This is a genomic window from Polaromonas sp. P5_D5 (genome assembly GCF_054049435.1).
Genome location: NZ_JBFUMJ010000009.1, coordinates 17115 through 35371 on the forward strand (window position 1 = coordinate 17115; position 18257 = coordinate 35371).

An 18257-nucleotide genomic window follows, 5' to 3' on the forward strand; every position below is an offset into this window, starting at 1 on the left:
CATGACTGCCTTGTCTTCTGTGGCGCCGCCTTCCGCGGTGGTGCCGGGTGTTCCTGCGGGTAGCAAACGCGCCGCAAAACGCGTGCTGCCCGGTTTCCGCCTCACGCTGGGCTATACCGTCCTGTACCTCAGCCTGATCGTGCTGATTCCGATCTCGGCGCTGTTTTTCAAAACGTTCACGCTGAGCTGGGACCAGTTCGTCACAGCGGTGACGTCGCCGCGCGTGCTGGCGTCTTACCGGCTCACGTTTGGGGCATCGCTGATCGCCGCGCTCGTCAACCTGGTGTTTGGCCTGCTGCTGGCCTGGGTGCTGGTGCGCTACAAATTTCCGGGCAAAAAAATCGTCGATGCGCTGGTGGACCTGCCGTTTGCCTTGCCCACTGCCGTGGCCGGTATTTCGCTCACGGCTTTGCTGGCCGGCAACGGCTGGATCGGCCAGTACCTCGAACCCATGGGCATCAAGCTGGCCTTCACGCCGGCCGGTGTGGTGATCGCTTTGATTTTCATCGGCCTGCCGTTTGTGGTGCGCACGGTGCAGCCGGTGCTGGAAGACGCCGAGAAGGAACTCGAAGAAGCCGCCACCTCGCTGGGCGCCACGCGCCTGCAGATTTTCACCAAGGTCATCCTGCCGCACATCACGCCGGCGCTGCTCACCGGTTTTGCCATGGCTTTTGCGCGGGCGATTGGCGAATACGGTTCGGTCATTTTCATCGCCGGCAACATGCCCATGATTTCTGAAATCACGCCGCTCATCATCATTGGCAAGCTGGAGCAGTATGACTACGCCGGCGCAACGGCCGTGGCAGTGGTGATGCTGCTGGTGTCGTTCGTGCTCTTGCTGGTCATTAACGGCTTGCAGGCCTGGCAGCGCCGAAACGCGGGAGCCCCAGCATGAAACAGGCCCCCACGCTTGTCGCTTCGCGTACTGCGCTGCCCCCCGAGGGGGCTGAGCTTGCTCGGGGCGGCCCTTCGCTGCGCTCGACTGCTTCCTCCTCCATTAAACGCCGTGTCACCGCCGGCACCACCGAAGCACGCTGGGTGCGCTACACCTTGATCACGGTGGCGTTGCTGTTTGTGTTCCTGTTTTTGATCCTGCCGCTGGCCGCCGTGTTCACCGAAGGCCTGCGCAAGGGCTTTGGCGCCTACATTGCCGCGCTGCAGGAGCCCGACGCCTGGTCGGCCATCAAGCTCACCTTGATTGCCGCGGCGATTGCCGTGCCGCTGAACCTGGTATTTGGCGTGGCCGCGGCCTGGGCCATTGCCAAGTACGAATTCCGCGGCAAGTCGGTGTTGACGACGCTGGTGGACTTGCCGTTTTCCGTGTCGCCCGTGGTGGCTGGCCTGATCTACGTGCTGATCTTCGGTGCGCAGGGCTGGTTCGGGCCGTGGCTGCTGGCGCATGACATCAAGATCATCTTTGCCGTGCCCGGCATTGTGCTGGCCACCGTGTTCGTGACGTTTCCGTTCATCGCGCGTGAGCTGATTCCGCTGATGCAGGCGCAGGGCAACGACGAAGAGCAGGCCGCCATCGTGCTGGGCGCTACCGGCTGGCAAACCTTCTGGCATGTGACCCTGCCCAACATCAAGTGGGGCCTGGTGTATGGCGTGATTTTGTGCAACGCACGGGCCATGGGAGAGTTTGGCGCGGTGTCGGTGGTGTCGGGCCACATCCGCGGGCAGACCAACACGTTGCCGCTGCATGTGGAAATTCTGTACAACGAATACCAGTCGGTGGCTGCCTTCGCCGTGGCGTCGCTGCTGGCCATCCTCGCGCTGGTCACCCTGGTCATCAAGTCGGTGGCCGAATGGCGCCACGAAGCAGAAATGAAAGCCGCGGCTGATTTGCCGCCGGAGCGTCCACGGACTCCCGTTGACGGGGCCGCCGTGGCAGCCGCTCGCTAAAGGAAAACATCATGAGCATCGAAATCCGCAACGTCAGCAAACATTTTGGCGACTTCCAGGCACTGGGCGACGTCAGCCTGGACATTCAATCGGGCGAACTGGTCGCCTTGCTTGGTCCCTCGGGCTGCGGCAAGACCACGCTGCTGCGCATCATTGCCGGGCTGGAAACCCCCGACCGCGGCAGCATCCTCTTCAGCGGCGAAGACACCACCGACGTGCATGTGCGCGAGCGCCAGGTCGGTTTTGTCTTTCAGCACTACGCCTTGTTCCGCCACATGACCGTCTTTGAAAACGTGGCTTTCGGCCTGCGCGTCAAGCCGCGCGGCCAGCGGCCCAGCGAAGCGCAGATCAAGGAAAAAGTGCATTCGCTGCTCAACCTGGTGCAGCTCGACTGGCTTGCCGAGCGCTTTCCATCGCAGCTTTCGGGCGGGCAGCGCCAGCGCATTGCCCTGGCGCGCGCGCTGGCGGTGGAGCCCAAGGTGCTGCTGCTCGACGAACCCTTCGGCGCGCTCGACGCCAAGGTGCGCAAGGAGCTGCGCCGCTGGCTGCGCCGCCTGCACGACGACCTGCATGTCACCAGCATTTTTGTGACGCACGACCAGGAAGAAGCGCTGGAGGTTGCCGACCGCGTGGTGCTGATGAACCAAGGCAAGGTCGAGCAGATTGGTTCGCCACAGGAGGTGTGGGACCACCCGGCCAGCCCGTTTGTGTACGGCTTCCTCGGTGACGTGAACCTGTTCCACGGCCGCGCCCACGAAGGCGAAGTCCAGCTCGAAGGCCTGCGCCTCAATTCACCCGAACACGCCGGCGCCCAGGACGCCAAAGCCTTTGCCTATGTGCGCCCGCACGACCTGGACGTGCAGCGCTATGCACCGGGCGCCGAAGGCATCGTCGCCCACCTGGAACGCGCCATCGTGATCGGCCCGATCGCGCGGCTGGAACTGATTCCCGCCGAAGGCTACGAACAAAAGGGCAATGTCTCGGGCGATTCGATCATCGAGGCCCAGATGACTTCGCAGCAATTTGCCGAGATGGGTTTGCGTGAAGGCGACATGCTGGTGGTGACGCCGCGCAAGGCGAGGGTGTTTGTGGAGGGGTAACGCCTGAATTAGGCATTGCTCGCGTCATCCTTGAGTCGACCGGACCGTGTGAGAGTTGACGCTTTCAAGGTTCCCAGGATATGACGCAGATCTTTTGAGCAATCCTCTGCGAGAAATCCCTTGGGCTTGCGCTTGGCGATGTTGATTCGATCAAGTGCTTCGATGACTGCTTCGGTGTACGCCTTGAATTGCTGCTTGAGGGTGAGGTTCTGAATACTCATCCAGTCGAGCTTGGCATAGCACCAAAGGTCTCTACTCTTGGTTTTGAACGAAGGAGGCGTGTTTATCTTCGTGAACGTGGTCTCTGGCCATTGGTCAAAGGAGGCGACTTCAAGAGCTACAACAATTCCTTCGACAAGACCGCCGTAGTTCTTGGACTTCAGCGCGCTGGAAAGTTGCTCATCGATCGCTATCGTGAACAAGCGAAAGCGACCCTTATGTTCTCGCCAGTGTTCTGGAGGCCAGGCATTGCTTTGCCAGTGCTGCCCTCCAAGCTCGAGGACTTCAACTCCAGTCACAAGAAAAGTGCGGAAGCGCATTCTGCGACGCCTAACTCTGATATATCCCGCAAAACCGCAGAATAACGTGGCGGCCTGCGAAATAAAACGGCGCGCCAAACTTGAAAAAACTGTTTACTGACATGGAGTTGACCCACTATGTTGAATAAATGAGCCGGCATTGATTTTGCCAAAGTCGCCGCTCAAGTTTCCCTTGTCGGATAAATGGTGAGAGCACATTCAGGCATCACTGTGCCTGAAAAATCATCAACTGACAGGCTCTATCTGGGTTTTGTGATGTCGAAGAGGCGCCGCAACGGTTGCGCGAAGGCGACATGCTGGTGGTGACGCCGCGCAAGGCGAAGGTGTTTGTGGAGGGGCGCTGTGGACTCTTCCGATGCGACCTCTAATCAACCACTTTTAACCGGATCTTGGCACCGTCCGGCAAATCCCGTATTTGCCTTGAAAGGTCGCCGGACCGTCTCACAATCTCGGACAGTGGGGCAGTTTTGATATTGGAAATGTCGTAAGCCCCGCCCAGGATTCCAGGCACCACCAGACAGTATTTACGCCCGTCAACGAGAGGGCCATGCTTTTCATTCGCAATCCTGACCAGAGCTGCCATCAACCAGTCTTTCTTGAACTCCGGATCATTGACGAGCGTGTCGTAAGAAGCTTCATCCCAAGCCACGATTTCGCAATAACAGTCCTCGGGGCATAGGCGCCAGTAGCGACCTGAATGATCCTTTATCAGTAGATTGCCAAAGTCATTTTCGGCGACAAGCTGTAGTGGATCGAGACCAACCCAGTACCAGGACTCCTTGATCTCCTCGAGTAGATCCATCGTCTGTCACTCGATGCCAAGGATGCTTGGAACACATTGCTCGAGCATTTCTATCAGTTCCTTGTCCATGAACTTGTAGTCGTCAGGGATATCAAGAACATGAACAGATTTGCCGTCAAGCAGTCGTGTGAACTCCGAGGTCAGTCTTGATTTGTGTTTTTCTTCCATGACGAGAACCACGTCAGCCCAACGGATGTCATCGACTGAAACCGTATGGCGCGCATTAGGGCTCGTACCACCCGAGCGAGTTACCAGTTGGGGGTGTTTGCGCCAGAGTTGTTCTGCTGTCGGGCTTCGCCATTGATTACGGCTGCAAACGAACAATACCTTCAGGCGTTCAGTGCTGCGGGCGGTTTCTTCCTTCTGCACAAGTTGCTTTGCAGTTGTGCGAGGGTAATCGAGGCCCAATTGCTCTGCACGCGCAACTTTCTTTGACCGGATGTACAGGTCTTTCCAGCGTTTCTCCCTCGGCAAATCGTCTTTGGTCGTCATGCGCGCTCATACTTGTTTTTGTAGAGCTGATTTATATCAGTCTTTTTATGGAGCGACGAGCCTCCAGCCAACCCAATGGGAAGCTGAGCCACCATCGTGATAGACGCTACCGTGCGGCCGGAGCTGATTCCAGCGGTATGAGCTGAGACCTTGAAAAGAGCGCCTCGTTTACTGACTCGCGCCAAACCTCAGCGCCGACCTGGCACGCACCCGTTCTGCTTCCACCTCCCGGTTGCGAGGCTCGGCATTGGTCACCAGTGAGCGGATGAGAACCCGCGCAGAGGCTGCCACCTCTTCCACAGCGCGATCGAATGCGGCTTCGTTCGCCTTGGAGGGCACGCTGAACCCGCTGAGCTTCCTCACAAACTGCAGCGAAGCGTCGCGGATTTCCAGCTCCGTGGCCGGCGGCTCGAAGTTGAACAGGGTCTTGATGTTGCGGCACATGGCAGCTCCTTGAAGCAAAAGACTTGGAAATCATTCCAAAGTGCATTTTGCCGCCAGCCGCAACCCCTTCGCCCGTCTTGGTTTTATCTACTCCGCAGGCTTGATCACCACCGACTCAGCCGACGCCACAAAAGGCCCGTGGTACACCGCTTCGATGTTGTTGCCGTCCGGGTCCAGCACAAAGGCGGCGTAGTAGCCGGGGTGGTATTTGCGTTCGCCTGGCGCGCCGTTGTCGGTGCCGCCTGCGGCCAGGGCGGCTTCGTAGAAGGCTTTGACCTCTGCGTGGTCTTTGGCCCGGAAAGCCAGATGAACATGCGAGGTGGGGCCGTCGGCCTGGTCTATCCACAACTCGTCGCCTGAGAAATGGTCGTCGGCTTCCTGGATGGCACTTTCTTTGTTCAGTGACTTCAGCACAGCGCGGTAAAAGCGCTTGCTGGCCGTGAGGTCATGGGCGCGCAGGTGAACATGGTCGATGAGTCGTCCTCGGTGTATTTCCATCATGGGGTCCTTTCTGGGATCTTCAAAAAAACTGACGTCCTGAAAATCTACGCCCGCCGGGGTTGCCCATCTGTAGGACAAACGCTGGCAAATTAGGGCGAGAGGGGACCAGGGGGCGGGAGCGACAGGGATGGGTAAGCGGCGAAGAATCTGCCCTGCATGTATCGCCGAAGGGAACTTATCCGGCACCAAACGCCCGAACCCCTGGACAATTCATAATTCATCCAGAAAAAAGAGGGCTCCCTGATGTTTTTGACGTATTTCGACGCCATGCCGCGCCGCATGCTGGCGCTGATCGCCGTGGCCTGCGTGGCCATGCTGGCTTTTGGCCTGTACCTGCAGCACGTGGTAGGCCTGGAGCCTTGCCCGATGTGCATCGTGCAGCGGTATGCGCTGGTGCTGGTGGCGGTGGTGGCGGGCGTGACGGCCATCGCCAAAAGCCGGGGCCTGCTGATCGCCGGTTCAGGCCTGATGGTGCTGCTCTCGGGTTTTGGTGCTTTTGTGGCGGCGCGCCAAAGTTTCCTGCAGTGGTATCCGCCTGAAATTGCCTCTTGCGGCCGCGACTTTTACGGAATGATTGAAACCTTTCCGCTCAAACGCGCCATTCCCATGATCTTCAAGGGCAGCGGCGACTGCACCAAGATCGACTGGACCTTTCTGGGCGGCTCGATTGCCAACTGGTCTTTCCTGTGTTTTGTGGCTATTGCGGTCGTGGGCTTGCTGCTGATCGCACGCCAGGCGCGCAAGCGCTGAATCGACCACATCGCCAGTTTGGCGGCGCATTGCCCCCGGCCAGCTCATGCTGCGAGCTTGAGGGCCGCAGCGACGCACCCATAGCCGAAGCATGTAATTTTTCACCTGAAAAAGGGGATGGCGCCAGCCGCGCGCCATGACTAGACTGAATATCCAGTCGCCGGTTTTACCGGAAGGTCAGCTCATCAACATTGCCGCGCTGCGGCACAAGGATGGTCCCCATGGCAGCAGGAAGGGTGTTATCGCGCTTTGGCTTCCCGGTCCTGGCGAGTGCCGGTGCCGCTGCCAGTGCCTATTTCCTGGGAAACCAGCCGGTGGTGCCGGTCAAGTTCTCCACGTGGAGAAACACGACGAATCCACAACAGCCGGAACACATGACCGTCAAATACGGACGGGGTTCGTGGGGTCATTACGAAGATTTCCGGATGGGCAGTGGCCCACCCCGTACAGATTTGCCAAAGTTTGGCGCCGTGAACCAGCTGACCGGCATAGACGAGTCCAAGCCTTACTCGAACCTGGCCTATGGCAGCCATACACCGACCGAGCACAGGGACCGCTTCCTGGCGCGTCCGGCCCCAGAAAGCGATCGCAAGAAGGGACGGGAATACCGCTATGACTCCAAGGAGGCGATGCGCGCAAAGGTGTCGGTGTTCGAGCTCTGGAAGCTCAAGCAGATGACGAGCGAACGTCAGCAGCACGGCGTGTTTCACCTGTTCGGTGAGGCACCCGACCCCTACACGACGCGGTGCATGACGCACATTGAAACGCTGGCGAGTGTTCGTGGCCAAAAGTTGTCTCCCCAAAACCCTTCAAAGGTGGCGCACGAGTTTCATGAGCTCAACCCCTCCACCACCGAGAAGCCCAAGCTGAAAACCTATTCGGTGGAGGGCGTTCAGCGCCCTGGCAATGTGCCGGTCGGCACCCCGGTCAAGAACCACCCCGGCACGCTGGACAAGGCGTATTGGGAGGCGGCCGACAAGGGCGCCCACAACGTGGGCCGGCCACTCCCGCCCAAACTCTAGACGCGCGAGAACAGCGGTACCGCCGGCAAGCGCGCTGCATCCTGATTTGCAGGGAGGTGCCGGTTTTCCCGGTGGCTCCGGGGTGAATAATTCTCGACTGGGGTACCCGGGTTTCATGCAGGTTGGCAGGGCATCGAATCGATCATATACTGTACATAAATACAGTATATCCAGCTTGATCCGGACCACCTTCCATGCCCACCCTTACCGCAATGCCCAGCGCTTTGCCGGACTTTGCCGACGCCCTGAATGCCCAGGTTTGGCGGGCCGGCGAACTGGGCAGCGCGAGTGTGCAGACGGTGGCCACAGGTTATGCGGCGCTCGACCTGGCCTTGCCAGGAGGAGGCTGGCCGCAGGGCGCGCTGGTTGAACTGCTGCTGCCGCAGGCGGGCCAGCAGGAATGGGGTTTGCTGGCGCCCGGCCTGGCCCGGGCCCTCAACCAGCCCGCCGCACCGGATGAGCCTGGCGCGCAACTGACGGCGCTGGTCGGTGCGCCTTATCTGCCGTTTGGCCCGGCGCTGGGCGCGCGCCAGATCGACATGCGGCGGCTCATCAGCATTCACGGCAAGCCCGGTGACGCGCCTTCGCTGCTCTGGGCCACGCGAGAGGCGCTGCAGTGCGCTGACGTGACCGCCGTGCTGGCCTGGCTGCCGGATGCGCGCAGTGCCCACCTGCGCCGCCTGCAGATTGCCGCGCATGCGCACCACAAGCTGCTGTTTGTGTTCCGGCCGCTGCGGGCCCAACACGAATCGTCACCCGCGCCGCTGCGCCTGCTGCTGGAAGGCGCTGTGCAGGAGGGCGGCAATCTGCTGGTCCACGTGCTCAAGCGCCGCGGCCCGCCACTGGCTGCGCCGGTGCTGCTCGACACCCGGCCCGCCCGGCTGTCAGCGCTGCTGGCAGCCAGTCGCGACAGGGCCCGGCAAAAGCGGGAAGAGCTTGCCCCCATCCTGCTGCCGTCGCTGGTGTCGCTGCCTGTTACTTCACCCCGGAGCCCCATCCATGCGTTGCTGGATCGCATTGCGCATCTCGATCACCACTGACGCGGTGCAGCAGTGGGGCGAGGACGCCGCTGCATTGCAGCGGGCGGTGGCCAGCCTGGCGCTGGGTTTTACGCCGCGCGTGGCGCTGGTCGACGAAGCGGTGCTGATGGACGTGACGGGCAGCCTGCGCCTGTTTGGCGGGCTGGCGCGGCTGATGCAGCTGCTGGCGCAGAAAATTGAGCTGTTTTTTGAATCAAATCAGGCTGTTGCCCTTATAGAACGTGCGCAAGGTGCTACATCTTTGATAGCGCTAGGGCGTCTTCGGATGCGGGAAGGCCAAGCTGGCGTGGTGAAGAAACGCGTGGCCGACCTGCCCATGCACACTCTGACGGCCGCACGCCCGCACCTCGGTGTGCTGGAGCGCATTGGCTGCCGCAGCTGGGACGACCTGCTGCGCCTGCCGCGTGACGGCGTGGCGCGGCGTTTTGGCGCCGAGCTGCTGGAGGCGCTGGACCGCGCCCGCGGCACCGTAGCCGACGACTATGAGTGGCAAGTGCTGCCCGAACACTTTGAGGAAAAACTGGAGCTCAATGCACTGGTCACCCATGGCCCCGCGCTGATGGCGGGCGTTGAGCGCCTGCTGGTTCACCTGCACGCCTGGCTGCTGGGGCGGCAGAGCGGGCTCTGCGCCCTGAAAATCATCTGGCACCTGGACAAACGCCGCGATGTGCCTCCGACCGGCGAGCTCGAGATTCGCACCGCCCAGCCCGCACAAGACCTGCGTCACATGGCACGCCTCATCTCAGAGCACCTGGCGCAGCAAAAGCTGCCGGCGCCGGTGCACAGCCTGACGCTGCAGTCGCTGGCCACCGAGCTGCTGGCCGATTCGGCAGCCGCCACCGGCAGCCTGTTGATGGAAGCGCGCCGGCAGGGCGACAGCGTGGTGGAGCTGGTCGAGCGGCTCAGCGCCCGCCTGGGTGATGCCAATGTGCAAGCCTGGCAACCTTGCTGCGACCACCGGCCCGAGCTGATGCAGCGCTGGGTGAGCGCCAGAAGCGCTATTAAATCAATAGCTGCTTGCGCAAAGCCATCGGGCGCCAGAGGCCTAAAAGGTTTAAGAAAAGCCACTTCCCACATTCCAGAAGCCCGGGCTGAAGCCTTGTACCCTGCCTGGCTGCTGCCCGAGCCGCTGAAGCTGCAAGCTGCAGGCAACAGCCCGGTGTACCAGGGCAAGCTGACGCGCCTGGCCGGGCCGCAGCGGCTGGAGGCTGCCGAATGGCTGCTGGCCGATCACGAAAACCGCAGCGCTGAGCCGGGCCTGTGTGAAAAGCCGTGGGCGTTCCGCGACTACTACATCTACCGCAGCCAGCAGGGCAGCTTGCTGTGGGTTTACAGCGAAAGGCTGGGCTCTGCCGCCCAGGCCGGCCGGCAACGCACCTGGTATTTGCACGGCTTTTTTGCCTGAGGCCCGCATGCCTGCCTACGCACTTCCCGATTACGCCGAACTGCACGCGCTGAGCAACTTCAGCTTCCAGCGTGGCGCCTCGCATGCGCAGGAGCTGGCCGAACGCGCTTCCGAGCTGGGCTACCAGGCGCTGGCCGTCACCGACGAATGTTCGGTGGCCGGGGTGGTCAGGGCGCATGAGGTGGCAAAAGAGATGGGCCTCAAGCTGCTGCCGGGCGCGGAATTTTTGGTGCAGGCGCCCGATGCCTTCAGGCTGGTGGTGCTGCCGCACAACGCGGCAGGCTGGGGCAACCTGTGCGAGTTCATCACCGAAGCGCGCAAGGCCGGTGACGTGGTGGAAAAAGGCAGCTACCGCGTCGCGCTGGGCGAAACGGATTTCTCCCGGCTGGGGGATTGCGAAATTTTGCTCGCGCCCATGCATGAAGCAGGTGCGGGTGCTATCAATACAGAAGCGCTTTGCGCTCATTGCACCTGGGCTGCAGGCCTTTTTGGTATCAATGCCTGGCTGGCGGTGGAGCTGCTGCAGGGCCTAGACGACGCGCTGCGCCTGCAGCAGCTGCAGGAGGTTGCGCAGCGCACCGGCATACGGCTGGTGGCGGCGGGGCATGTGCTGATGCACAAGCGCTCACGCAAGCCGCTGCACGATGTGATGACCGCCATCAAGCTGGGCAAGCCGGTGCACGAATGCGGCTTTGCGCTGCAGCCCAATGCCGAGGCGCACTTGCGGCCGCGCATGCGCCTGGCCGAGATTTACCCCGCCAGCCTGTTGCGCGCCACGCTGGAAGTGGCGGCGCGGTGCAATTTCAATCTCGATGAGATTCGCAACCTGTACCGCTACCCGCAGGAAGACATGGTGCCGGCGGCCGAAACGCCTTCGCGCTGGCTGCGGCGGCTGACCTGGCAGGGTGCCCACACCCGCTACCCGCATCACATACCGCACAAGATCAGGCGGCAGCTGGGCTTTGAGCTGGCGCTGATCGAAGAACTTGAATACGAGATGTTCTTCATCACCGTGCACGACATCGTGCGGTTTGCGAGAGAAAAGGAAATCCTTTGCCAGGGACGCGGCTCAGCGGCCAATTCGGTGGTGTGCTTTTGCCTGGGCGTCACGGCCGTCAACCCCGCGGAAAGCAAGCTGCTGTTTGAGCGCTTTATCAGCCGCGAGCGCAGTGAACCGCCCGACATCGACGTGGACTTCGAACACGAGCGGCGTGAAGAAGTCATCCAGTACATCTACGGCAAATACGGCCACGACCGCGCCGCCATTGCCGCCACCGTCATCAGCTACCGGCCGCGCAGCGCGATCCGCGATGTGGGCAAGGCGCTGGCAATGGCGCCTGAACTGATAGACCTGTTCGCCAAAGAGCATTTCTGGTTTGACGGCAGCGAGGTGCTGCAGGAAAAACTCAAGGAAGCCGGGCTGGAGGGCCGAGAAGGGCCGGTGCTGCAATGGTTTGACCTGTCGGCGCAGCTTATTGGCTTTCCGCGTCACCTGAGCCAGCATGTCGGCGGTTTTGTGCTCACCCAGGGCAAGCTCACGCGGCTGGTGCCGGTGCAGCCGGCCTCAATGGAAGACCGCCGCATCATCCAGTGGGACAAGGACGACCTGGAGGCCATGGGCCTGCTGAAAGTGGATGTGCTGGCGTTGGGCATGCTGTCAGCCATCCGGCGCTGCCTGGACCTGGTGAACCAGACGCGGGGCAGCCAGCTGGAGATGCACCAGGTCGAGCCGGACGACACGCCCACCTACGACATGATTTGCGAAGCCGACACGGTGGGTGTTTTCCAGATTGAAAGCCGGGCCCAGATGTCCATGCTGCCGCGTTTGCAGCCGCGCAATTACTACGACCTGGTGGTGGAAGTCGCTATCGTGCGGCCGGGGCCCATCCAGGGCGGCATGGTGCACCCGTACCTGAAGGCACGCGATAAAAAGCGGCGGGGCGAAGACGTCGTGCCGGAATACCCGGCGCTGAACCCGGCCCTGGAACGCACGCTGGGCATCCCGATCTTCCAGGAGCAGGTGATGCAGATCGCGATGATCGCCGCTGACTTCACGCCCGGGGAGGCCGACGATTTACGCCGCTCCATGGCGGCCTGGAAGCGCAAGGGCGGGGTAGACCGGTTTCATGGCCGCCTCGTCAATGCCATGGTCAAAAACGGCTACAGCGCCGAATTTTCAGAGCGCATCTTCAGTCAGATATTGGGCTTCGGCGACTACGGCTTTCCGGAAAGCCATGCCGCAAGCTTTGCCAAGCTGGTCTACGTGAGCTGCTGGCTCAAGCGCCACGAGCCGGCCTGCTTTCTGGCGGCCATGGTCAATTCGCAGCCCATGGGCTTTTACACGCCGTCCCAGCTGGTGCAGGACGCTGTCCGCCACCAGGTGGAGGTGCGCGCAGTGGACGTCATGCACAGTGAATGGGACTGCACGCTGGAGCCGCAGGGTGTGCTGCCTGCGGATACGCAGCCGGCGGTGCGCCTGGGCCTGCGCCTGGTGGCCGGTTTGCGCAAAGAAGCTGCACTGCGGCTGGTGGAGGCGCGGGCGCAAGCGCCTTTCACTTCGACGGAAGACCTGGTGTCGCGCGCCCAGCTGGGTACGCTCGAAATCAACGCGCTGGCCGCCGCCGATGCCCTGCTGCCGCTGGCCGGACACCGGCGCCAGCAGGTCTGGGAGGCTTCGGCCATCAAACTGGCGCCACGCCTGCTCAAATCGGTGCCCACGCACGAAACGCCGCTGGCCTTGCCCGACACACCCGAGGGCGAAAACATCCTGTTCGACTACCAGGCCACCGGCCTCACGCTGCGGCGCCACCCGGTGGCCTTGCTGCGGGAACGGCTGTCACGCAGGGGCCTGCTGAGCGCCAGCGAGCTTAATGCCTTGCCCGACGGTGAAGAGGTGGCCGGCTGCGGCATCGTCACCGTGCGCCAGCAGCCGCAAACTGCCAAGGGCACCATCTTCGTCACGCTGGAGGATGAAACCGGGCCGGTCAATGTGATCATCTGGAAATCACTGCGCGAGGCGCAACGCGGTGAGGTGTTGCACGCCCGGCTGCTGGCGGTGTACGGTATATGGCAGCGTAGTGAAGAACGCGGCAGCACCAAAGGTTACGGCGCGGTGCGCAACCTGGTGGCGCATCGGCTCGAAGACCTCACGCCGCTGCTGGGGCGGCTGGGCACATCGAGTCGCGATTTTCATTGAGGTGACTGCACCTCAAACAGGCACCTTCAGTCAATCCATCGTCATGCGCTGTCATCACACAAGTCCTGCTTGAGGGTCAGACTGACCCGGCAACCCGTTTTAGCGCGTCGTCGGTTTGCTGCTGCAGCGCCTGCATCAGCGAGCTCGCATCCCGGTGCCTGAGCAGGGGTGCGGCCTGACCGGACCAGAGCGACATCAAGTCGGTTCTGCCCTGGGCAATGGCAGCTGGTTTGAGCTGGCCTGTCAGCCAGTTCTGGACCGGGTAGGGCGCAATGTGGCCTTCGTGCGCCTTCAACTCGTTCATGAAGCGGTTTTCAATGCCGCGCGCCAGGCGCCCGCTGAAAGCGCGGGTAAGGGCGGTGTACCTGGCGTCGGGGCTGAATAACTTTTCGCGGTGGATGTCGCTGGCGGATGACTCAACGCACGCCAGGAAAGCCGTGCCAATCTGCACGCCCTGGGCGCCCAACGCCAGGGCTGCTGCAATGCCGCGGCCATCGGCAATGCCGCCTGCGGCAATGACGGGGGCCTTGATCGCGTCGACCACCTGCGGAATCAGCGCCAGTGTGCCGGTGAGCGAGTTGTCGGCCGGGCGGAGAAAGGACACGCGGTGCCCACCAGCCTCAAAGCCGGTTGCCACCACCATGTCAACGCCGGCGCTGTCGAGCGCTATCGCCTCTTCAGGTGTTGTGGCGGCGCCTAAAGTCAGGATATCAAGCGCCTTGCATTGGCGCAGGATCTCCGGCGACGGAATGCCGAATACAAAACTGAACACGGCGGGCCGGGCTGCCAGCAGGCCCTGCACCTGGTCTTCGTAGCGCGGGCTGAAACGCTCGGGCCGGGTCGGCAGGGGTTCACCGAGTTCCTTGAAATAAGGCGCAAGCAGCGCCAGGTGCTGCTCGAACTGCGGGTCTGTGAGTGGCGGATCCTCGCTGTTCTCATGCGGCACCCACAGGTTCAAGGCGAAAGGCCGTTTCGTTTTCAGGCGTATGGCCTGCGCCGTCTGCTCAATTTGCGCGCCTGTCAGGTGATGCACCCCAAACGAGCCCAGCCCACCGCTTTCGCAGACCGCCGCGGTCAGGGCCACCGAGGAAAGTCCGCCGCCGAAGGGACCTTGCACAATCGGCGCTGCCAGGCCCAACCTCTGGGTCAGGGCCGTGGTTTTCCAGCGGCTCATGCCAGCAGCCCTTCGGCCTTCAGGGCCTCGCGCACGGCGGGCCGGCCGGCCACGCGTGCCAGGAAATCCTGCAGGTGCTTCAGGTCCGCCAGGTCCAGCGACACGTACTTGGCCCAGCCTGTGACGGCAAACAGGTAGGCATCGGCCACGGTGAAGGACTGGCCGAGCAGATAGTCTTTGGACTGCAGCTGGGTGTTGACCCATTCGTATTTTTTGCGCAGAACGCTGGCCAGGGTTTTCTTGGCGCTGCTGTCCAGGTCCGGGTTGAAGAGCGGCGTGAAGGTTTTGTGGAGCTCCGAGGTGATGTAGTTCTGCCACTCCATCACGCGGTAGCGGTCCATGCTGCCGGCGGCCGGAAGCAGGTCGGCGCGGCCGGCCTTGTCGGCAATGTATTGGGCGATGACGGGGCCTTCGGTCAGGCGCTCGCCGCTCTCGAGCTCCAGCAGCGGCACGGCACCCTTGGGGTTGATGGCGTAGTAGTCGGCCCCGTCTGCGGTGGTGTGGGTGCCTGTATCAACTTTTTCAAGCTTGAAGGCCTGCCGGGTTTCCTTCAGAACGATGTGGGGAGCCAGTGAGCAGGCGCCGGGAGAGAAAAACAGTTTCATGGGTTCCTTGATCAAATTAGTTGGGAAGGCCTCATGCTATTGATGATGTTTGGAGAGATAAATGGAGGTTGATTAACTTCATAAGTTACATGGCGTAATAGATAATCCACAGAAAATCAAAGCCATGAGCCGTCAATTCGATGATCTTCAGCTGGGAAGCATTGAGCTTTTTTGCCTTGCGGCGGAGCTCAGCAGCTTCACTGTGGCGGCAGCCAGTGCCGGCCTCACGCCTGCCGCTGTGAGCCGCTCGGTGTCGCGCCTGGAGGAAAGGATGGGTGTGCGGCTCTTCACGCGCACGACGCGGCAGATACGGCTGACCGAAGCCGGCCGCGCTTATTTTGAGCAGGCGCGGCAGGCCCTGGGACAGCTGGTGGAAGCCGAGCGCGAAGCCACGGGTCAGCAATTGGTGCCCGCCGGCGTGCTGCGTATCAGCCTGCCCACGCCTTACGGGCATTACCGCGTGCTGCCGCTGCTGCCGGCTTTTCGAGCCCTTTATCCAGCAGTGCAGGTCGAGGTCAACCTGAGCAACCGCAATGTCAACTTTGCCGACGAGGGCTACGACCTGGCCATACGCGGGCGCGCGCAGCCCGACTCCAGTCTGGTCGCGCGCAAGCTCGAAGATGCCGCGTTGGTGGTGGTGGCCGCGCCCTCGTACCTGCAGCAGGCGGGAACCCCAACCTCGCTGGAGGCCTTGCAGCAGCATGACTGCATCCAGTTTTTGTTGCCCAGTAGTGGTCAGAAAATCCCGTGGCTGTTCAGCCAGGCGGGCAAGGAACTGGAGGTGGCTACCAGCGGTGGGTACTGCTGCTCGGAAGACCTGCTGGGTGGGGTGACGCTGGCCCGGCATGGCGCGGGCCTGCTGCAGACTTACCGTTTTATTGTTGAAGAAGACTTGCGCCAGGGCCGGCTGCAAGAGGTGTTGCAGCCCTTTGTGGGGCGGTCACGGCCGTTTTCATTGCTATACCCGCACGGCCGGCACGTGCCCTTGCGGGTGCGCTTGTTCATCGACTTCCTGCTTGAAAAGCTCAAGCAGTAAATGCGGGCCGCAGACTAGAGGGATGGGCCTGGCCGCCTGGTCCAGCCAGACGCTATTAGCGGCTTCGCGCTTCGTCGGTTTCTGCGGTGCTCTGCTGCATGGCCAGCTCCAGCAGCTTGCTGTAGTTTTCCAGCTTTTTATACAGCAGGCGCACTTCCAGCGCATTGTGGATGCGCGTCTTGACTTCGACCAGGTCAAACGGTTTGCTGATGAAATCCTTGGCGCCGGCCTGCAAGGCGCGCAGCTTGTGGGCCGGCTCCGCGGTCAGCACGATGACAGAGAGGTATTTGTCGTGCTGGTCTTCCTTGAGTGCTTCCATCACCTGGAAGCCGTCCATGCCGGGCATTTTCAGGTCGAGCAGGATCAGGTCGTAGCGGTGCTCTGCGTGCAGCGCGGCTACCTCCAGCGAATTCATGGTGGACCTGACCTGGGTATAGCCGGCGCCTGCCAGCAGCTGTTCGAGTAACTGCACATTGACGGGCTGGTCGTCCACCACCAGGATGCTGCCGTTCAGGATGTCGAATTCGGTGTTCATGCGGTTTTTTCCGGCACGGAGGCCTGCATGGACTTTGTTTTGGAAAATGCCAGCGCCAGGTCCAGGGTGTCCATGAATTCATTGATCCTGATGGGCTTGGTGAGGTAGCGAAAGAAGCCGGCTTCCATGCCTTTTTCAATGTCACGGGGTATGGCATTGGCGCTGAGCGCCACCACCGGAATGTGTGCTGTCAACGGATCGGCACACAGAATCTGTACCGCCTTGATGCCGCTGATGCCCGGCAGGTTGATGTCCATCAGGATGATGTCCGGCTGCGAGGCCTTGGCCATCGCGATGCCGCTGATGCCGTCACGGGCCGACAGCAGCCGGATGTCGGAGCGGCGCGCGATGAGGTCTTCCACCAGCATCAGGTTGGCCGGGTTGTCTTCTACGTACAGAAGTGTATGGGCACGTGGATCGGTAGCCACCTGGCTTTGCAGGATCGGTGCCAGGGCTGCCAGCTCTGTTCGCAATGCAATTTCGTCGGTCACGTCCATTTCAATCCAGAACACACTGCCTTTTCCGACAACGCTCTCGACGCCGATGACGCCACCCATCAGCTCGATCAGGCGTTTGGTCATCACCAGCCCAATGCCCGTACCTTGTTCGGTGGTGGCTTGCTGGCCCAGGCGGTTGAAGGGCTGAAAAAGCTGGTCGATCTTGGCAGGGTTCAGGCCTTCACCCGTGTCCTCAATGCAGATACGGATGCGCTTTTGCGGCAGATCCACGCAGTTGATCAAGACCGTTCCACTACTGGTGTTGTACTTGATCGCGTTCGACAGCAGGTTGATTAGTACCTGCTTGAGCCGGGTGCGGTCGGCATTCACGAAGCAGGGCACAGGGAATTTCGGAAAGGTCACGGTAATGCCGCGCTTGCCGGCCTGTGACTCGATCAGGGTCTCGCATTCAAGCATGACCTCGGCCAGCGACACAGGTTCCAGCGACAGCGACAGCTTGCCGGACTCGATCAATGCCAGGTCCAGGATTTCGTTGATCAATTCCAGCAGATACCAGCCGGCCTGGAGGATCTGGTCCACACTGCGTTTTTGCGAGGGCGTGGGTTGCGGCGTGCCGGATTCGATCAGCTGCGCAAATCCGAGGATGGCGCTGAGCGGTGTGCGCAACTCGTGGCTCATGCTGGACAGGAAGTCCGATTTGGCGAGGTTGGCCTTCTCGGCCACGGCCATCGCTTCCTTCAAGGCCACTTCGACCTGCTTGCGTACCGAGTTGTCGGTGCCGATCAGCAGGTAGCCGATGATGGTGCCGAAATCGTCGCGCAATGCGGTGATGGACACGATGGCCGGAAAGCGGCTGCCGTCTTTACAGATATAGGTCAGCTCGTAAATGTCTTCAATGCCGCGCGAGGCCTTGAATGCCAGCGCCTCGAAGCCGGGCGTGATGGTGGTGGCGAGCTCCAGGCTCAGCGCCTGGGCCCGGGCCATCACTTCCTGCGGATCATGGATGTCGCTGGGGTTGATCTTGTTGACGACTTCAGCCGCCATATAACCCAGCATGCGTTCGGCACCGACGTTGAAGAGCTGGATGATGCCTTTTTCGTCGGTTGCGATGATCGAGAAATTTTCGCTCGTCAGGATGGCCGTCTGCAATGCGCCTGTCTTGAGCAGTGCTTCCTGGCGCTTGACCTCTATGCCATCGGCTTTGGCAATGGCGTCAAGAACGCTCAGGCTGGTAATAGGTGACATGGGCCATGTTT

Annotated in this window: 18 protein-coding genes; 9 read left to right on the plus strand and 9 right to left on the minus strand. The window is 61.4% G+C overall.

Annotated elements, in window-relative coordinates:
* Window position 1 precedes the first annotated feature (1 nt).
* Genes cysT through ACXJKE_RS22020 form a run of 3 tightly spaced genes read left to right on the plus strand, consistent with a single transcriptional unit; the run spans window position 2 to window position 3002 of the window.
* The gene (cysT, locus tag ACXJKE_RS22010; protein WP_457282718.1) at window positions 2-895 is read left to right on the plus strand and encodes a sulfate ABC transporter permease subunit CysT; all 894 of its coding nucleotides are present in this window, start codon (window positions 2-4) and stop codon (window positions 893-895) included.
* Window positions 892-1902 carry a sulfate ABC transporter permease subunit CysW gene (gene cysW / locus ACXJKE_RS22015; protein ID WP_457282719.1) on the plus strand — a complete coding sequence of 337 codons (1011 nt, stop codon included), beginning with the start codon at window positions 892-894 and terminating at the stop codon, window positions 1900-1902. The genes cysT and cysW overlap by 4 nt, the downstream gene beginning before the upstream one ends.
* A gap of 11 nt (window positions 1903-1913) precedes the next feature.
* On the plus strand, window positions 1914-3002 hold the full coding sequence (locus ACXJKE_RS22020; protein ID WP_457282720.1) for a sulfate/molybdate ABC transporter ATP-binding protein: 1089 nt from the start codon (window positions 1914-1916) through the stop codon (window positions 3000-3002).
* An 8-nt stretch (window positions 3003-3010) separates the two neighbouring features.
* Here the strand turns inward: ACXJKE_RS22020 and ACXJKE_RS22025 are convergent, their stop codons facing one another.
* From ACXJKE_RS22025 to ACXJKE_RS22045, 5 genes are all read right to left on the minus strand, one after another.
* Entirely contained in the window at window positions 3011-3541 is a 531-nt protein-coding gene (locus tag ACXJKE_RS22025) for a hypothetical protein (RefSeq protein WP_457282721.1), read from the minus strand.
* Between the two features lie 364 nt (window positions 3542-3905).
* Entirely contained in the window at window positions 3906-4343 is a 438-nt protein-coding gene (locus tag ACXJKE_RS22030; protein ID WP_457282722.1) for a T6SS immunity protein Tdi1 domain-containing protein, read from the minus strand.
* A gap of 6 nt (window positions 4344-4349) precedes the next feature.
* Complete coding sequence (locus ACXJKE_RS22035; protein ID WP_457282723.1) at window positions 4350-4835, minus strand: low molecular weight protein tyrosine phosphatase family protein; 486 nt, start codon at window positions 4833-4835, stop codon at window positions 4350-4352.
* 168 nt (window positions 4836-5003) lie between these two features.
* A complete protein-coding gene (locus ACXJKE_RS22040) occupies window positions 5004-5279 on the minus strand; it encodes a DUF2277 domain-containing protein (RefSeq protein WP_457282724.1) in 276 nt (91 codons plus the stop codon).
* Between the two features lie 87 nt (window positions 5280-5366).
* A complete protein-coding gene (locus tag ACXJKE_RS22045) occupies window positions 5367-5777 on the minus strand; it encodes a VOC family protein (protein ID WP_457282725.1) in 411 nt (136 codons plus the stop codon).
* A gap of 246 nt (window positions 5778-6023) precedes the next feature.
* Here ACXJKE_RS22045 and ACXJKE_RS22050 point away from each other — a divergent pair, with 246 nt between their 5' ends.
* The 5 genes from ACXJKE_RS22050 to ACXJKE_RS22070 all read left to right on the plus strand — a co-directional run bounded on the left by ACXJKE_RS22050 (window position 6024) and on the right by ACXJKE_RS22070 (window position 13193).
* Window positions 6024-6530: a disulfide bond formation protein B gene (locus ACXJKE_RS22050; protein WP_457282726.1), complete on the plus strand. Its 507-nt coding sequence runs from the start codon at window positions 6024-6026 to the stop codon at window positions 6528-6530.
* Between the two features lie 221 nt (window positions 6531-6751).
* Entirely contained in the window at window positions 6752-7552 is an 801-nt protein-coding gene (locus tag ACXJKE_RS22055) for a hypothetical protein (RefSeq protein WP_457282727.1), read from the plus strand.
* Between the two features lie 194 nt (window positions 7553-7746).
* Complete coding sequence (gene imuA / locus ACXJKE_RS22060; RefSeq protein ID WP_457282728.1) at window positions 7747-8592, plus strand: translesion DNA synthesis-associated protein ImuA; 846 nt, start codon at window positions 7747-7749, stop codon at window positions 8590-8592.
* Window positions 8552-9997, plus strand: a complete 1446-nt coding sequence (locus ACXJKE_RS22065) for a Y-family DNA polymerase (protein ID WP_457282729.1) — start codon at window positions 8552-8554, stop codon at window positions 9995-9997. The genes imuA and ACXJKE_RS22065 overlap by 41 nt, the downstream gene beginning before the upstream one ends.
* A gap of 7 nt (window positions 9998-10004) precedes the next feature.
* Complete coding sequence (locus tag ACXJKE_RS22070; RefSeq protein WP_457282730.1) at window positions 10005-13193, plus strand: error-prone DNA polymerase; 3189 nt, start codon at window positions 10005-10007, stop codon at window positions 13191-13193.
* A 76-nt stretch (window positions 13194-13269) separates the two neighbouring features.
* Here ACXJKE_RS22070 and ACXJKE_RS22075 read toward each other — a convergent pair whose 3' ends face one another.
* Both ACXJKE_RS22075 and gstA read right to left on the minus strand, forming a co-directional pair.
* Window positions 13270-14367, minus strand: a complete 1098-nt coding sequence (locus ACXJKE_RS22075; protein ID WP_457282731.1) for an NAD(P)H-dependent flavin oxidoreductase — start codon at window positions 14365-14367, stop codon at window positions 13270-13272.
* Complete coding sequence (gene gstA / locus ACXJKE_RS22080; protein ID WP_457282732.1) at window positions 14364-14972, minus strand: glutathione transferase GstA; 609 nt, start codon at window positions 14970-14972, stop codon at window positions 14364-14366. The genes ACXJKE_RS22075 and gstA overlap by 4 nt, the downstream gene beginning before the upstream one ends.
* A 124-nt stretch (window positions 14973-15096) precedes the next feature.
* On the opposite strand from gstA, the gene ACXJKE_RS22085 reads away from it, so the two are divergent.
* Window positions 15097-16008: a LysR family transcriptional regulator gene (locus ACXJKE_RS22085; protein WP_457282733.1), complete on the plus strand. Its 912-nt coding sequence runs from the start codon at window positions 15097-15099 to the stop codon at window positions 16006-16008.
* A 55-nt stretch (window positions 16009-16063) separates the two neighbouring features.
* Here ACXJKE_RS22085 and ACXJKE_RS22090 read toward each other — a convergent pair whose 3' ends face one another.
* Window positions 16064-16543, minus strand: a complete 480-nt coding sequence (locus ACXJKE_RS22090) for a response regulator (protein WP_457282734.1) — start codon at window positions 16541-16543, stop codon at window positions 16064-16066.
* The gene (locus ACXJKE_RS22095; RefSeq protein ID WP_457282735.1) at window positions 16540-18246 is read right to left on the minus strand and encodes an ATP-binding protein; all 1707 of its coding nucleotides are present in this window, start codon (window positions 18244-18246) and stop codon (window positions 16540-16542) included. Before ACXJKE_RS22095 ends, ACXJKE_RS22090 begins: the two co-directional genes overlap by 4 nt.
* Between the last annotated feature and the right edge of the window lie 11 nt (window positions 18247-18257).

What these genes read in the sequence shown, in the direction of transcription:
- ACXJKE_RS22085 (WP_457282733.1), top strand. Translation starts at nt 15,097, where the DNA reads ATGAGCCGTCAATTCGATGATCTTCAGCTGGGAAGCATTGAGCTTTTT.
- ACXJKE_RS22055 (WP_457282727.1), top strand. Translation starts at nt 6,752, where the DNA reads ATGGCAGCAGGAAGGGTGTTATCGCGCTTTGGCTTCCCGGTCCTGGCG.
- ACXJKE_RS22090 (WP_457282734.1), bottom strand. Translation starts at nt 16,543, where the DNA reads ATGAACACCGAATTCGACATCCTGAACGGCAGCATCCTGGTGGTGGAC.
- ACXJKE_RS22040 (WP_457282724.1), bottom strand. Translation starts at nt 5,279, where the DNA reads ATGTGCCGCAACATCAAGACCCTGTTCAACTTCGAGCCGCCGGCCACG.
- ACXJKE_RS22045 (WP_457282725.1), bottom strand. Translation starts at nt 5,777, where the DNA reads ATGGAAATACACCGAGGACGACTCATCGACCATGTTCACCTGCGCGCC.
- ACXJKE_RS22030 (WP_457282722.1), bottom strand. Translation starts at nt 4,343, where the DNA reads ATGGATCTACTCGAGGAGATCAAGGAGTCCTGGTACTGGGTTGGTCTC.
- ACXJKE_RS22020 (WP_457282720.1), top strand. Translation starts at nt 1,914, where the DNA reads ATGAGCATCGAAATCCGCAACGTCAGCAAACATTTTGGCGACTTCCAG.
- ACXJKE_RS22070 (WP_457282730.1), top strand. Translation starts at nt 10,005, where the DNA reads ATGCCTGCCTACGCACTTCCCGATTACGCCGAACTGCACGCGCTGAGC.
- ACXJKE_RS22095 (WP_457282735.1), bottom strand. Translation starts at nt 18,246, where the DNA reads ATGTCACCTATTACCAGCCTGAGCGTTCTTGACGCCATTGCCAAAGCC.
- ACXJKE_RS22075 (WP_457282731.1), bottom strand. Translation starts at nt 14,367, where the DNA reads ATGAGCCGCTGGAAAACCACGGCCCTGACCCAGAGGTTGGGCCTGGCA.
- gstA (WP_457282732.1), bottom strand. Translation starts at nt 14,972, where the DNA reads ATGAAACTGTTTTTCTCTCCCGGCGCCTGCTCACTGGCTCCCCACATC.
- ACXJKE_RS22025 (WP_457282721.1), bottom strand. Translation starts at nt 3,541, where the DNA reads ATGCGCTTCCGCACTTTTCTTGTGACTGGAGTTGAAGTCCTCGAGCTT.
- ACXJKE_RS22050 (WP_457282726.1), top strand. Translation starts at nt 6,024, where the DNA reads ATGTTTTTGACGTATTTCGACGCCATGCCGCGCCGCATGCTGGCGCTG.
- cysT (WP_457282718.1), top strand. Translation starts at nt 2, where the DNA reads ATGACTGCCTTGTCTTCTGTGGCGCCGCCTTCCGCGGTGGTGCCGGGT.
- ACXJKE_RS22065 (WP_457282729.1), top strand. Translation starts at nt 8,552, where the DNA reads ATGCGTTGCTGGATCGCATTGCGCATCTCGATCACCACTGACGCGGTG.
- imuA (WP_457282728.1), top strand. Translation starts at nt 7,747, where the DNA reads ATGCCCACCCTTACCGCAATGCCCAGCGCTTTGCCGGACTTTGCCGAC.
- cysW (WP_457282719.1), top strand. Translation starts at nt 892, where the DNA reads ATGAAACAGGCCCCCACGCTTGTCGCTTCGCGTACTGCGCTGCCCCCC.
- ACXJKE_RS22035 (WP_457282723.1), bottom strand. Translation starts at nt 4,835, where the DNA reads ATGACGACCAAAGACGATTTGCCGAGGGAGAAACGCTGGAAAGACCTG.